The 13,091-nt window shown below is 72.2% G+C and carries 11 protein-coding genes and 1 pseudogene; 2 read left to right on the forward strand and 10 right to left on the reverse strand.

Annotated elements, in window-relative coordinates:
* From HNP84_RS38200 to thrC, 8 genes and pseudogenes are all read right to left on the reverse strand, one after another.
* Positions 1-1,157, reverse strand: a pseudogene (locus HNP84_RS38200) (hypothetical protein); the annotation flags it as partial.
* A gap of 81 nt (positions 1,158-1,238) precedes the next feature.
* The gene (locus tag HNP84_RS38205) at positions 1,239-1,907 is read right to left on the reverse strand and encodes an L-threonylcarbamoyladenylate synthase (RefSeq protein ID WP_376772021.1); all 669 of its coding nucleotides are present in this window, start codon (positions 1,905-1,907) and stop codon (positions 1,239-1,241) included.
* Positions 1,908-1,945: 38 nt separating this feature from the next.
* Positions 1,946-2,800 carry a peptide chain release factor N(5)-glutamine methyltransferase gene (gene prmC / locus HNP84_RS38210; RefSeq protein WP_185054916.1) on the reverse strand — a complete coding sequence of 285 codons (855 nt, stop codon included), beginning with the start codon at positions 2,798-2,800 and terminating at the stop codon, positions 1,946-1,948.
* Positions 2,801-2,810: 10 nt separating this feature from the next.
* Positions 2,811-3,863 carry a peptide chain release factor 1 gene (gene prfA / locus HNP84_RS38215; protein WP_185054917.1) on the reverse strand — a complete coding sequence of 351 codons (1,053 nt, stop codon included), beginning with the start codon at positions 3,861-3,863 and terminating at the stop codon, positions 2,811-2,813.
* A 111-nt stretch (positions 3,864-3,974) separates the two neighbouring features.
* Complete coding sequence (rpmE, locus tag HNP84_RS38220) at positions 3,975-4,193, reverse strand: 50S ribosomal protein L31 (RefSeq protein WP_185054918.1); 219 nt, start codon at positions 4,191-4,193, stop codon at positions 3,975-3,977.
* A gap of 242 nt (positions 4,194-4,435) precedes the next feature.
* Positions 4,436-6,424, reverse strand: a complete 1,989-nt coding sequence (rho, locus tag HNP84_RS38225; RefSeq protein WP_185054919.1) for a transcription termination factor Rho — start codon at positions 6,422-6,424, stop codon at positions 4,436-4,438.
* A 457-nt stretch (positions 6,425-6,881) separates the two neighbouring features.
* On the reverse strand, positions 6,882-7,817 hold the full coding sequence (gene thrB, locus HNP84_RS38230; RefSeq protein WP_185054920.1) for a homoserine kinase: 936 nt from the start codon (positions 7,815-7,817) through the stop codon (positions 6,882-6,884).
* A 36-nt stretch (positions 7,818-7,853) separates the two neighbouring features.
* Complete coding sequence (gene thrC, locus HNP84_RS38235) at positions 7,854-8,912, reverse strand: threonine synthase (RefSeq protein WP_185054921.1); 1,059 nt, start codon at positions 8,910-8,912, stop codon at positions 7,854-7,856.
* Between the two features lie 249 nt (positions 8,913-9,161).
* On the opposite strand from thrC, the gene HNP84_RS38240 reads away from it, so the two are divergent.
* On the forward strand, positions 9,162-10,703 hold the full coding sequence (locus HNP84_RS38240) for a glycosyltransferase family 2 protein (RefSeq protein ID WP_185054922.1): 1,542 nt from the start codon (positions 9,162-9,164) through the stop codon (positions 10,701-10,703).
* A gap of 427 nt (positions 10,704-11,130) precedes the next feature.
* On the opposite strand, the gene HNP84_RS38245 is transcribed toward HNP84_RS38240, so the two are convergent.
* Positions 11,131-12,165, reverse strand: a complete 1,035-nt coding sequence (locus HNP84_RS38245; protein WP_185054923.1) for a phosphotransferase family protein — start codon at positions 12,163-12,165, stop codon at positions 11,131-11,133.
* The gene (locus HNP84_RS38250) at positions 12,162-12,791 is read right to left on the reverse strand and encodes a hypothetical protein (RefSeq protein ID WP_185055021.1); all 630 of its coding nucleotides are present in this window, start codon (positions 12,789-12,791) and stop codon (positions 12,162-12,164) included. The genes HNP84_RS38245 and HNP84_RS38250 overlap by 4 nt, the downstream gene beginning before the upstream one ends.
* A 26-nt stretch (positions 12,792-12,817) precedes the next feature.
* Here HNP84_RS38250 and HNP84_RS38255 point away from each other — a divergent pair, with 26 nt between their 5' ends.
* On the forward strand, positions 12,818-12,997 hold the full coding sequence (locus HNP84_RS38255) for a hypothetical protein (protein ID WP_185054924.1): 180 nt from the start codon (positions 12,818-12,820) through the stop codon (positions 12,995-12,997).
* Positions 12,998-13,091: the final 94 nt, after the last annotated feature.

Here is a 13,091-nt window from a genome sequence, read left to right on the forward strand (position 1 = left end):
ACCTGCTGCCCATCGGCGCCCGTCGCGGGAGGCGCCACCTGCTGCCCATCGGCGCCCGTCGCGGGAGGCGCCACCTGCTGCCCATCGGCGCCCGTCGCGGGAGGCGCCACCTGCTGCCCATCGGCGCCCGTCATAGGAGGCGCCACCTGCTGCTGTCCGTCGGCGCCCGTCGTGGGGGGTGCCGTCGGCTGGGGGGTGGTGTCGGTCGTGGCGGGGGTGCCGGTGCCGGGGGGTTGGACGGTCTGGTCGGTGGCGGGCTCGGCCTGGTCGAGGACCGGGGTATCGGGCTGGCCCGGATTGGTGGGGCCCTGGGGATCGACCTGGCCCGGCGGGCCGTCGGGGGTGGGGGCCTTGCCCTGCTCCTCGAACGTCACCACCGGCATGTCGAGGGGCTGGGCGTTCTCCAGGTTCTGCACGATGTCACGCAGTTCGTCCATGGTCGGCGGATCGAGCGGGACCGCGACGACCTTGACGCCGTCCACCTCCAGCACCTGGGGCTTGCCCACCTGGGAGGTGTCGGTGTCGTCCGGGTGGTCCTTCTGCGGAGTATCGATCTTGTCGGAGCCGGAGTCGCGGGTGTCCTGCTTGCCGGGGTCCTGCGGGTCGGTCTTCTCCCCCTTGTCGGGGTCCGCGCGATCCGCGTCGGGCTTCTTGTCGGCGTCCGACTTCTCCGTCTTGTCGGACTTATCAGACTTGTCGGTGTCCGACTTATCGGTCTTGTCGGTCTTATCGGTGTCCGTCTTGTCGGTGTCCGCGCGACCGGTGTCGGTCTTGTCGCTCTTATCCGTCTTGTCGGTCTTGTCGGCCTTGTCTGAGGCGCCGGTCTTGTCGGAGGTGTCGGTCTTCGCGCCCTGGTCGGTCTTCGGGGCGGGGTCGTCGGCGGGCCTGTCGTCCTTCTTGGGCTGGGCGACGTCGGTGGCCGTGTTCTGCTGTTCCTGCTTCTCCAGAAGCTGGAGGCGGGCCGAGACGTCGCGGACCATCTCGTCGCAGGCGTCGGCGATCTGGACGGGGCGCTGTGTGGCCGGCGCGGAGACGCCCGCCACGCTCAGCACACGGGCGATCTTGCCCTCGGCGGTCCGCATCTGCGTGGCCGCGCGCTGCACCTCGGCCAGCATCTGACGAACGAGCTTGGGTTCCATTCCGTCGAACTTGCCCATGCGCGTCTCCCGGAAGTGTCGGCCCACCTCACGGTACCTGCGCTACGCCCGTTCGTCTCGGGGATAATCAGCCGGTATGGCTTAGTCGCCGCCCGTATTGTCGCCGTCGGTCGCGACATATCCCACAACGCCGCGCAGCTTCTCGACGGAGATCGCGCCCTTGCGGAGCAGACGCGGCACGGCGGTGGTGAGGTCGAGGATCGTCGAGGGCACGTTGTCGGCGCACGGGCCGCCGTCGAGGTAGACCTGGACCGACTCGCCGAGCTGGTCCTCGGCCTCCTTGGCGGTGGTGGCGGGCGGGGCGCCGGCGCGGTTGGCGCTGCTGACCGCCATCGGGCCGGTCTCCTTGAGCAGGTCGAGCGCCACCGGGTGCAGCGGCATGCGCACCGCGACGGTGCCCTTGGTGTCGCCGAGGTCCCACGACAGGGAGCGGTTCGCGCGGCAGACCAGGGTCAGCGGGCCGGGCCAGAACGCGTCGATGAGGTCCTGCCCGTACGGCCCGAGGTTCTCCACCAGCGCGTTCGCCGCGCGTACGGTGCCGACGAGCACCGGGGTGGGCATGTCGCGCCCGCGGCCCTTGGCTTCGAGCAGCGCGGCGACGGCCGTGGGCGTGAAGGCGTCGGCGCCGATGCCGTAGACCGTGTCGGTGGGCAGCACGACCAGCTCGCCGCGGCGTACGGTGGAGGCCGCGTCGGTCAGGCCCGCGGCACGCTGGTCGGGGTCGGCGCAGTCGTATCGTCGGATCGTCACGATAGGCATCCTTCCAGGTGGCCGGGGTGCTCCTGACGTCACTCCTGGCCGAAGCGCGCGGTCAGGAAGCGGTCCCTGCGGGTGAGGTCCTGGTGCACGCGGGTGTCGCGCCAGCCGTGCTCCTCGGGGAACAGCAGGTAGACCGCCGAGCCCTGGACGTCGGCGTGCTCGACGGCGACGAAGCCGCCGGGACGCAGCAGGCGGCGCGCGGTGCGCTCGACCGCGCGCACCTCGTCCAGGCCGTCGGGGCCGGAGCCGTACAGGGCGCGGCCGGGGTCGTAGTCGCGGACCTCGGGGTCGCGCGGCACCGCCCCCGGCGGGATGTACGGCGGGTTGGAGACGACCAGGTCCACCTGGCCGTTCAGCTCGGGCAGCGCGTCGGCGAGGTCTTCGGGGTGCAGGGTGACCCGGCCCTGGCCCAGCTCGGTGATGTTGCGCTTGGCCCAGGTGTAGGCGCCGGGATCGACCTCGACGGCGTGCACCCGCGCCAGCGCGACCTCCTGCGCGATCGACAGCGCGATGGCCCCGGAGCCGGTGCCGAGATCGACGACGATCGGCGAGGCGACGTCCATTTCGCGAAGCCGGTCGATCGCCCACCCGGCCACGACCTCGGTCTCGGGGCGCGGCACGAAGACGCCGGGGCCGACCTCCAGCGACAGGTAGCGGAAGTAGGCGCGGCCGGTGATGTGCTGCAGCGGCTCCCTGGCCTCGCGGCGGGCGATGCCCTCCCAGAACAGGGCGTCGAAGTCGGAGTCCTTGACGGTGTGCAGCTCGCTGCGGCGCACGCCGTGCACGAAGGCCGCGATCTCCTCGGCGTCGGTGCGCGGCGACGGCACCCCCGCCTCGGCCAGGCGGGCCGTGGCGAGGGCGATCTCGTCGAGGAGCAGGCTCATGGCGTGATGATCAGGAGTGGGCCGCCAGCTTCTCGGCCATCTCGGCGTCGAGCAACGCCTGGATCACCGCCGACAGCTCGCCGTCGAGCACCTGGTCCAGGTTGTACGCCTTGAAGCCCACCCGGTGGTCGGAGATGCGGTTCTCGGGGAAGTTGTAGGTGCGGATGCGCTCGGAGCGATCGACCGTGCGCACCTGCGACTTGCGCTCGGCGGCGGCCTCGGCCGCGGCCTCCTCCTCGGCGAGGGCCTGCAGCCGGGCGCGCAGGACGCGCATGGCCGACTCCTTGTTCTGGAGCTGGCTCTTCTCGTTCTGGCAGGAGACGACGACGCCGGTGGGGAGGTGCGTGATGCGCACCGCGGAGTCGGTGGTGTTCACGCTCTGGCCGCCGGGGCCGCCGGAGCGGAAGACGTCGATGCGCAGGTCGTTGGGGTCGATCTGGACATCGACCTCCTCGGCCTCGGGGTAGACGAGCACGCCGGCCGCGCTGGTGTGGATGCGGCCCTGCGACTCGGTGGCAGGCACGCGCTGCACGCGGTGCACCCCGCCCTCGAACTTCAGCTTCGACCACACGCCCTCGTCGCCCTTGCCCTTGATGGCGACGGTGACGTCCTTGTAGCCGCCCAGGTCGGAGTGCTGGGCGTCGAGGATCTCGGTCTTCCAGCCGACGCGCTCGGCGTAGCGCAGATACATCCGCAGCAGGTCGCCGGCGAACAGCGCGGACTCCTCGCCGCCCTCGCCGGCCTTGATCTCCATGAGGATGTCCTTGGAGTCGTTGGGGTCGCGCGGCACCAGCAGGTGGCGCAGCCGCTCCTCCAGCGGCGCGATCCGCGACTCCAGCTCCTTGGCCTCCTCCGCGAACGCGGGGTCCTCGGCGGCCAGCTCCTTCGCCGCGGCCAGGTCGTCGCGTACGCCGTTGAGCTCCCGGTAGGTCGCCACGATCGGGGTCAGCTCGGAGTAGCGCCTGCCGAGGGTACGCGCCTGCGCCTGGTCGGCGTGCACGGCGGGGTCGGCGAGCTTGGTCTCCAGCTCGGCGTATTCACTGAGCAGCTCGTCCAGATTCACCGTGCGTACCTCCACAACTACAACCACGACGACAACAGCGGCAACATCGCAAACGCCGACCCGGACACGCCTCGACGGGGCGAGGCGACGCCGGGCCGGCGCATGGTCGGGCTACTTGCCCGCGGCCTTCTTCCCGAACCGCTTCTCGAAGCGGGCCACCCGGCCGCCGGTGTCGAGGATCTTCTGCTTGCCCGTGTAGAACGGGTGGCAGGCCGAGCACACGTCGGCGTGGATCACGCCGTTCTTGGCGGTGCTGCGGGTCGTGAAGGAGTTGCCGCAGGTGCAGGTCACCTGGGTCACGACGTACTCGGGGTGGATATCGGGCTTCATGTCATCGTCCTCTCGCAGGCCGCGGTCGCCGGGTCGCCATTCGTATCGTGCCGAGGGGCACTCACGCGCCTTCCGCACACCGGTGTGGGCGCGGGCGGGAACCGGTACCGCTGCGGTTCGGCTACCAGTGTGCCAGATTCGACAACCACCCCAGGCCGCGTCGCATTCCCGGGAGGGCGCCGATCCGGCGGCACGGCGACGGCGGGCCGGGAATCCGGCCCGCCGTGCCGCGCGTACGCTCGTCAGTCGCGGTCGTTGCTCACGGTGGTCTTCTGGACCTGGAGCAGGAACTCCGCGTTGGACTTGGTCTCCTTCATCTTCTCCAGCAGGAGCTCCAGGGCCTGCTGCATGTCGAGCGCGTGCAGCACCCGGCGCAGCTTCCAGACGATCTGCAGCTCCTCCTTGGCCATGAGGATCTCCTCCTTGCGGGTGCCGGACGCGTCCACGTCCACCGCGGGGAAGATCCGCTTGTCGGCCAGGGACCGGTTGAGCTTGAGCTCCATGTTGCCGGTGCCCTTGAACTCCTCGAAGATGACCTCGTCCATCTTGGAGCCGGTCTCGACCAGCGCCGTGGCGAGGATCGTCAGCGAGCCGCCGTTCTCGATGTTGCGGGCGGCGCCGAAGAAGCGCTTGGGCGGGTAGAGCGCCGTGGAGTCGACACCACCCGACAGGATGCGCCCGCTCGCCGGGGCGGCGAGGTTGTAGGCGCGGCCGAGACGGGTGATCGAGTCGAGCAGCACGACCACGTCGTGACCCAGCTCGACCAGGCGCTTGGCGCGCTCGATGGCCAGCTCGGCGACCGTGGTGTGGTCCTCGGCGGGCCGGTCGAAGGTCGAGTGGATGACCTCGCCCTTCACCGACCGCTGCATGTCGGTGACCTCTTCCGGACGCTCGTCCACCAGGACGACCATCAGGTGGCACTCGGGGTTGTTGCGGGTGATCGCGTTGGCGATGGCCTGGAGCACCATCGTCTTGCCGGCCTTGGGCGGCGAGACGATCAGACCGCGCTGGCCCTTGCCGATCGGCGAGACCATGTCGATGATCCTGGTGGTCAGGACGTTCGGCTCGGTCTCCAGGCGCAGCCGCTCCTGCGGGTACAGCGGCGTCAGCTTGTTGAAGTCGGGCCGGTTGCGGGCCTGCTCGGGGTCCATGCCGTTGACGGTGTCGAGGCGGACCAGCGCGTTGAACTTCTCGCGCCGCTCGCCCTCGCGCGGCTGCCGCACGGCGCCGGTGATGACGTCGCCCTTGCGCAGGCCGTTGCGCCGGATCTGGGCCAGCGAGACGTACACGTCGTTGGCGCCCGGCAGGTAGCCGCTGGTGCGCACGAACGCGTAGTTGTCGAGGATGTCCAGGATGCCGGCGATCGGGATCAGCACGTCGTCGTCGCCGATCACGGGCTCGTTGGCGTCGAAGCGGTCGCGCCCGCGGCGGTTGCGCTCGCGGAACCGGCCGCGCCGGCCGCGGCGGCCGCCCTCGTCGTCCGGCTCGGCGCCGTTCCGCGCCTGGTCACGCGTCTGGTCACGGCTCTGGTCGCGGGTCGCGTCGCGCTGCTCGCTCCGGCTCTGCTCGCCACGGCTCTGCTCGCCGCGGCTCTGCTCGCCGCGGCTCTGGCCCGCGTCGGCGGCGCGCTGGTCGGCGCGGCTCTCGGCACGCGCGGACTCGCGCTCGCGGCGCTCGCCCCGCTCGCTGTTGCGCGCGCGGCGCTCGCGGCGGCTCTCGCCGCGCTCCTGCCGGGCCTCGGCCTGCACGGTCTCGGCCTGCTCGACGGCGGGCGCGGACGCGGCGGCCACGGGCTCGGCGGCGGCCACGGGCTGCTCGGCGGCGGGCTGCTGCTCGGCGGCGGGCTCGGCCACGGCGGGGGCGGCGGAGCGGGAACGTTCCCTGCGGGTGCGGGTGGGGCGCTCGGCCGGAGCGGCGGGCTCGGCCGTCGCCGCGGGCGCGGGGGCCGCCGCCGGGGCCGCGGCCTCGGCGGGAGCGGCGTTAGCGGTCGCGCCGGAGTCGGCGGAGACGCCCTGCTTCTCCTGGATGGCCGCGATGAGCGCGCTCTTGCGCATCCGCCCGGTCCCGCTGATGCCCAGGCTCGACGCGAGCTGCTGCAGCTCGGGCAGCACCATGGCGGACAGGCCGGTGCCGGAGCGACGGCGCGGCTTCGCCGCGGCGCGGGTGGGGGTATCGCCGGCCGCCGGCTGCGCTGAGCCGGTGTCGGAGAGGAGTTCGGTGGTGTCGCTCACTAAGGGTCCTTCCCAGGGGTCGGGCGTCGGCTGCGATAAGCCGTCCGTCCCGGAGGTGCGATCGATCCGGTGGGACAGACCGGTTCGGGGTGCACATTTCGATCCTTGGCCGCCCCGAGGGACGGCTGCCACTGTCGGGGACATGCGCGTCCGCGCGGTCACCGTCAACGACTGCCGACGGTGGGTGCGTGGAGGTCACCCCCCGGATTGTTGCCGCCGGCCAGATATGGCCGCAGCCGATATATCCCCGCATTCGCCGCCCCTCGACGCGCCAACCGGATGTGGGCCAACCGGAGACGACGGATTCGGGGAGGGTGTGCTGCCCACGTCTGACGAGGTGGAGCATGATGCAGCGATGTGTGGCTGACAAGCACGCACCCATCATGGGGGCATCTGGTGCGGCTATAAGCCTAACATCACCAGCGCACACGGCTATTCCCTGAAGGTCGAAGAGGTATCAGCGTGTCTCGGGAAACTGGACGCTCGCACCGTCGGTGGCGACGTCCAGTGGCTGGATGTGCCAGTCATTACCCACTTCTGGCGCGATCAAATCCTGTGTGCCGGCTGTCGCGAAGGCGAGAACCGTGGGCCCCGCCCCCGACACGACGGCGGGAACGCCGATCGCGCGCAGTCGTTTGACCAGGTCCGCGGTCTGCGGCATCGCGGGCGCGCGGTAGTCCTGGTGCAGCCTGTCCTCCGTCGCGGCGAGCAGGAGCGGGGTCTCCGGCCGTTGCGTGACCGCGGCGACCAGCAGCGCCGCGCGCCCCGCGTTGGCGGCGGCGTCGGCGTGTGGCACGTGTTCGGGCAGGCATCCCCTGGCCACCTCGGTGGACAGCCGGTGACCGGGGATCACGACCACGGGCCGGATCCCGGCATGCGGTCGTAGTTTCACCATACGCGGTGGCCCGGCGGGTTGCGTCCACGCGATCGTCAGACCGCCCGCCAGGCACGGCGCGACGTTGTCGGGATGCCCTTCCAGCTCGGTGGCCAGGGCGAACACGTCGTCGTCTGAGAACACGTCGTCGGAGAACCGCGCCTCGTCCTTGGCGGCCAAGGCGCGCGCGGCGAGGATGCCGGCGCAGATCGCGGCCGACGACGAGCCGAGGCCGCGCGCGTGTGGGATGCGGTTGCGGCAGCGCAGCGCGATCCCCGGCGGCTGCGGCGCGCCCATGCGGTCGAACGCCGCGCGCATCGCGCGTACGACGAGATGCCCCTCGCCGAGATCCAGCTCGCCCGCGCCCTCACCGGCGACCTCGACCCGCGCGGTGGTGCCCGTCAGCTCGGCCTCGACCTCGTCGTACATCGCCAGGGCCAGGCCCAGCGAGTCGAATCCGGGGCCGAGGTTGGCCGAGGTCGCGGGCACGCGGACCACCGCGGTGGCACTGGAGGACATCGATCACCTTCTGTGGGGGGCGGGAACCTGAGGGCGTCAGGCGAGTTCGAGGGCGCCGGCGGCGGCGTGGGCGTCGACCGGGATCGTGACCGGCGCGGGCGCGCCGGCGATGGCCCAGTCGGGGTCCTTCAGGCCGTTGCCGGTGACGGTGCACACGACGCGCTCGCCGCCGCGTACGAGGCCCTGCTCGTGCGCCTGCAGCAGGCCCGCCACGCTCGCCGCGGAGGCCAGCTCCACGAACACGCCCTCCTCCTGGGCCAGCAGCTTGTACGCCGCCGCGATCTGGCGGTCGGTGACCGACTGGATCGCGCCGCCGGACTCGTCGCGGGCGGCCTCGGCCAGCTTCCAGGAGGCGGGGTTGCCGATGCGGATCGCGGTGGCGATCGTGTGGGGGTGGGTCACCGGGGCGCCGTTGACGATCGGCGCCGCGCCGCTGGCCTGGAAGCCGAGCATGCGCGGGGTGCGGGTGGCCACGCCGTCGGCGGCGTACTCCTTGTAACCCATCCAGTACGCCGAGATGTTCCCGGCGTTGCCGACCGGCAGGCAGTGCACGTCGGGCGCGTCGCCCAGGACGTCCACGATCTCGAAGGAGGCGGTCTTCTGACCCTGCAGCCGGAACGGGTTGACCGAGTTGACCAGCGCGATCGGGTAGCTCTCGGACAGCTTGCGGGTCATGTCGAGGCAGTCGTCGAAGGAGCCGTCGACCTGGAGCAGCTTGGCGCCGTGCACCAGCGCCTGGGCCAGCTTGCCCATCGCGATCTTGCCGCGGGGCACGAGCACCGCGCAGGTGAGCCCGGCGCGCACGGCGTACGCGGCGGCGGAGGCGCTGGTGTTGCCGGTGGAGGCGCAGATGACCGCCTTGGCGCCCTCCTCGACGGCCTTGCTGATGGCCATCGTCATGCCGCGGTCCTTGAAGCTGCCGGTCGGGTTGAGCCCTTCGACCTTGAGGTAGACCTCACACCCCGTGAGGGCGGAGACCCGCTTGGCGGGCACGAGCGGCGTGCCGCCTTCGAGGAGGGTTACGACGGGCGTCGTGCTCGTCACCGGAAGTCGGTCACGGTACTCCTCGATGAGGCCACGCCACACCCTGGTCATGATCGGCTCCTCTCGCGCGCGGCCGGTGGGGCCGGGCCGCCTGCGCGCCAATGCTGCCAACGCTCGCTTGCGCTGCATCCGCTACCTGCGGTGTTGTGCACAGAGTCTACGGCGTGCGGGGTCGGCCCGCTCCAGGCCGGGCATCGGATGACCGTTAACCGTGTTTCGTCCGGTAGACGGGTGAGCCGTGGGGACCGGTAGGGTTCGGCCAAACTTGTCCGCCGTAACGCGCACGAGGAGCTGTTGACCATGACAGGTGGATCGGGCACCGACGCCTGGTCGAGCCACCGGCCCCTGATCCGGCACAACGACTACTCGCCGCTGGAGCCGCCGCGTCTCGGCGAGTGGCAGCCCACCCTCCCGGTGAGCGTCATCATCCCGGCGCACGGCGGGCAGCGGAAGCTGGACCTCACCCTGGCCGCCCTCGCCGCGCAGACGTACCCGGTGCACCTGCTGGAGGTCATCGTGGTGGACGACGGCAGCACGCCACCGCTGCGGCTGCCGGAGATCGCCCCGATCGACACCCGCATCGTCACCCCCGATCCGGGCGGCTGGGGCATCGGCCACGCGCTCAACGCGGGCGCGGCGGTCGCCGACGGCGTGCTGATCCAGCGCCTCGACGCCGACATGGTCACCTGCAAGGAGCACATCGAGGCCCTGGCTCGCTGGCACCACCTGACCGACTACGTGGTCACCATCGGCTACAAGTCGTTCGTGGAGTTCGACGAGGCGCGCGAGCCGACCCCCGAGCAGGTCCACGACGCCGTACGCGGCGAGGGGCTGGGCGCGGTCTTCGACCTGTCGGCCGCGCTGCCCAGCTCGACCGAGGCCACGATCGCCAAGCTGGACGGCCTGCGCGCCAGCCGCAACCCGTACCACGTGTGCACCGGGCCCACGCTGTGCCTGCACCGCAAGCTGTTCCACAAGGTCGGCGGCATCGACCCCGAGGTGCCGCGGGGCGAGGACACCGAGTTCGCCTACCGCCTGGCCGCGGCCGGCTCGGTCTTCATCCCCGACCCGGCCGCGCGTGCCGTCCACCTCGGGCTCCCGGGCCAGCGCACCGACAAGGAGCGCACGGTGCGGGTCGCGGGCACGTACCTGGCCCACCGCGTCCCGCTCCGCCGCGACCTGCGCAAGGACCGCGGCCGGCACTGGAAGGTGCCGTACGTGGAGGTGGTGCTGGAGGTGGAGGGCGCGAGCGAGGAGTCGGTACGCGCCGCGGTGACGGCCGCGTTCGCCGGCACGGTGGACGACGTGCTCGTCACCCTCGTCGCCCCCTGGTCCAAGCTCCCCGCCGGGCGCCGCCCGGTCCTGGACGACCCCGACCTGGACCTCAGGCTGATCCGCGAGCTGTTCTCCCACGACGAGCGCGTCCGCTTCGCCGACGAGCCCGCCCCCTCCCCCGCGCCCATCGCCTTCCGCTACACGGGCCCGGTGACCACCCCCCTGGGCCCGGACACCCTCAAGCGCATGATCGAGGAACTCCAGGAGCACCGCGCCGGCTCCCTGATCACCGACGTCCCCGGCGACCCAGCCGCCCAGGCCCGCCTGGACCGCACCGAGGCCCTGAGCCGTGCCCACCTCCTGACCACCCCCGACACCACCGTGGACGAGACCATCGAGGCCACGCACGGCATCCGCCACGGCACCCACACGGCGTACTGGCCGGCCCCCGAACCCCCCAAGCCCACCCCGGCCCCCGCCCCCGCCCCGCCCGCTCCCCCCAGACCGCAGCCGGCGGACCGCCCGTCACTGTTCCGCAAAATCCGCAACACCCTGAACTCCGACTGACTCCGATTCGGGGTGCCCGCTTGTCTCCGGGCTCGTGCGGCCGGCGGAACATATGCGCCATTTCCGGGATGCGGCCGAATACCGGGCCCCCAAGCTCCGCACGGCCTTTTCCGCCGTCACCGGAATTCGCCGTCGGCCGTCTCGGATATGGCGCCGGGGAGTGTGCGGGCAACGGTGGATCTTCCGCATGGGCGGGATGGGGGTGAATGCCGGAACCTCCCGCGCTCCCGTGGGTGGTGGCCGGCATGGGGTGGGGTACCACCATGCCGGGCGGCGGCTCGCCCAGTCGCGCGGGACACTCCTCGCGTTGACGTGGCCACGTGGTCCCGGACCGGCGGGCGGTCCGGGCCGACACGCACCGGCACCACCTCGCGCCGTACCTGGTGCTGGTGGGTCCTCGCCGCCTGCCGGCCCGGCACAGAAGAGGTCAGTACGGTCGGGTGGCCGGGAGGGGGCGAAGGGTGGGGTGGTTTGTGTGGAGGGCTCGGCGCATGGCGGTGCACAGGGCGGTGAAGGCGCGCAGGTGGGGGGACGGCGTGGTGGTGGCCCTGGCCAGGCGGTGGGCGAGGCGTTCCCGGGCGGTGGCGGTGCCCCATTCCCAGTCGGTGGTCACGAGGGCGGCCAGGTGGTCCGCGGTGCCGCGGCGGGCGCGTTCCACCAGGCTGTCCCCGCGTAGCAGCCAGCCCGCGCACGCGTCGGCCAGGTCGCCGGTCACGTGGGCGCCGGTCAGGGCGTGCCAGGTCGCCCGGTACGCCGCCTCCGCCTCCGACAGGGTGGGCTCGCGGATGTCCATGGCGCACCAGCAGGTGGGGAAGGCCGCGCGCAGGTAGGCGAGTTCCACCAGGCCGTTGCCCAGGGACGCCTGTTCCAGATCGACGAAGCGCACCCGGCCGCCGGAGTACCTGGAGTTGTCGGGGCACGGGTCGCCGTGCAGCAGGGCCTGCGGCTGCGGCCTCTCCGACAGCCGGCCGAGCAGATCGCGCAGTTCGGCGGGGGTCCCGGGCGGGATGGGGACCCCCAGCGCGCCGGCCAGGGCGAGGAACGCCTGCGCGTCCTGCTCCGAGGGCGGCTGCCAGGAGGGCAGGCCGGGGGTGTGCCGGACCGCGGCGGCGTGCAGGCGGGCCAGCGACTCGGCGTACCGGATCGGCCAGTCGGGGCCGGGGGGCTCGTCGGGCAGGTGCTCCAGGATCAGCACGTGGGCGGTCTCGTCCTGGCCCAGGAGGGCGCAGGTGGCGGCGTCGGGGGCGGTGCCCGCGAGGCCGAGGGCGGTGACCTCGCGGGCGAAGCGCTCGGCGGGCGTGCGGAGATCGGCGCCGGGGCCCCCGGTGATCCGCTTGACGATCACCTGGCGGCCGGGGTACGAGACCTGCCACACGTGCGAGCGGGGGCTGCTCGCCAGCACCCGTACGCCCGACGGCTCGCCGAGGGCCGCCACCGCGGCCCGCGGGAGGTCCGGGGTCACCGGGGAAGATCCACGTTGACCCGGATCTCGCCTCCCAGGTGGGCGCCGGGGCACAGGTCCAGGTCGTCGCCGCTCCAGAAGCGGCCGGGGTCGTACCAGTTGGGGCGGCGCCCCTTGGGCAGCAGGCCCATCTCCTCGTACGTCACCGCGACGACCTCGGCGCAGTAGGCGCTCTCCAGCGACTCCTCGCGCACCCGGCGGAGCCTGGGCAGCCGCCCTCGCAGCCAGCGGCCCGCGAGCCGGGCCGTGGACGGGAAGGGCGTGCCGTCCAGACGGGCGATCACGCGCAGCAGCGCGTCCTCCATCTCGCGGGTGACCGGCGGTTCGAGCTGGCGCAGCCAGGCCCGCTGGCCGTACTTGGAGGCCCACACCTCCACCGCGGCGCGCAGGTCGTGGAGTTGCACGCCGCGCTGGTGGGTGCCGGTCCACATGTCGGGCAGCGAGCGGCCCAGCTCGGCGTGCCACATCAGCGGCGGCATGTCGTCGATCACGACCGACATCCCGACATGGTTGACCGGGCTGTTGGTGGTCAACTGGATCGCACGGTCGGGCGCGCTGCGCCCGCGAAACAGCCATATGTCGCCCGTGTGGGTGACCCTCAGCGCCTCGTCGAGGCTGATCCGCATGCTCGGCATCTGGCTACCCTAGACACATGCGTCTGTGGAAGGTACTCGGGCTGGCGGGATTCGCGGGGGTCGCGGCGACGGGGGTGCTGATCGCGCGGGCCGAGCGGCGGCGGCGGGCGTACACGCCGGAGGAGATCCGCGCCCGGCTGCACGAGCGCCTCGCCGAGGCCGAGGCCAAGCCCCAGGCCGATTCGGGCACGAAATGAGGCGCCTTTTCCGGCGCGGTTGACCGGGCGTCATTTCCGCGCCGCCGTCGGCCGGGCGTTCTCTTCGCACTGCTCTCGGGCGGGCTCGTTTTCT

Origin of the sequence: Thermocatellispora tengchongensis, from assembly GCF_014202315.1 — a bacterium.
Classification (GTDB): domain Bacteria; phylum Actinomycetota; class Actinomycetes; order Streptosporangiales; family Streptosporangiaceae; genus Thermocatellispora; species Thermocatellispora tengchongensis.

Excerpts from the sequence above, each read along its gene's own strand:
- HNP84_RS38255 (WP_185054924.1), top strand. The coding sequence starts at position 12,818 with ATGCGTCTGTGGAAGGTACTCGGGCTGGCGGGATTCGCGGGGGTCGCG.
- rpmE (WP_185054918.1), bottom strand. The coding sequence starts at position 4,193 with ATGAAGCCCGATATCCACCCCGAGTACGTCGTGACCCAGGTGACCTGC.
- thrB (WP_185054920.1), bottom strand. The coding sequence starts at position 7,817 with ATGTCCTCCAGTGCCACCGCGGTGGTCCGCGTGCCCGCGACCTCGGCC.
- HNP84_RS38240 (WP_185054922.1), top strand. The coding sequence starts at position 9,162 with ATGACAGGTGGATCGGGCACCGACGCCTGGTCGAGCCACCGGCCCCTG.
- HNP84_RS38250 (WP_185055021.1), bottom strand. The coding sequence starts at position 12,791 with ATGCGGATCAGCCTCGACGAGGCGCTGAGGGTCACCCACACGGGCGAC.
- thrC (WP_185054921.1), bottom strand. The coding sequence starts at position 8,912 with ATGACCAGGGTGTGGCGTGGCCTCATCGAGGAGTACCGTGACCGACTT.
- prmC (WP_185054916.1), bottom strand. The coding sequence starts at position 2,800 with ATGAGCCTGCTCCTCGACGAGATCGCCCTCGCCACGGCCCGCCTGGCC.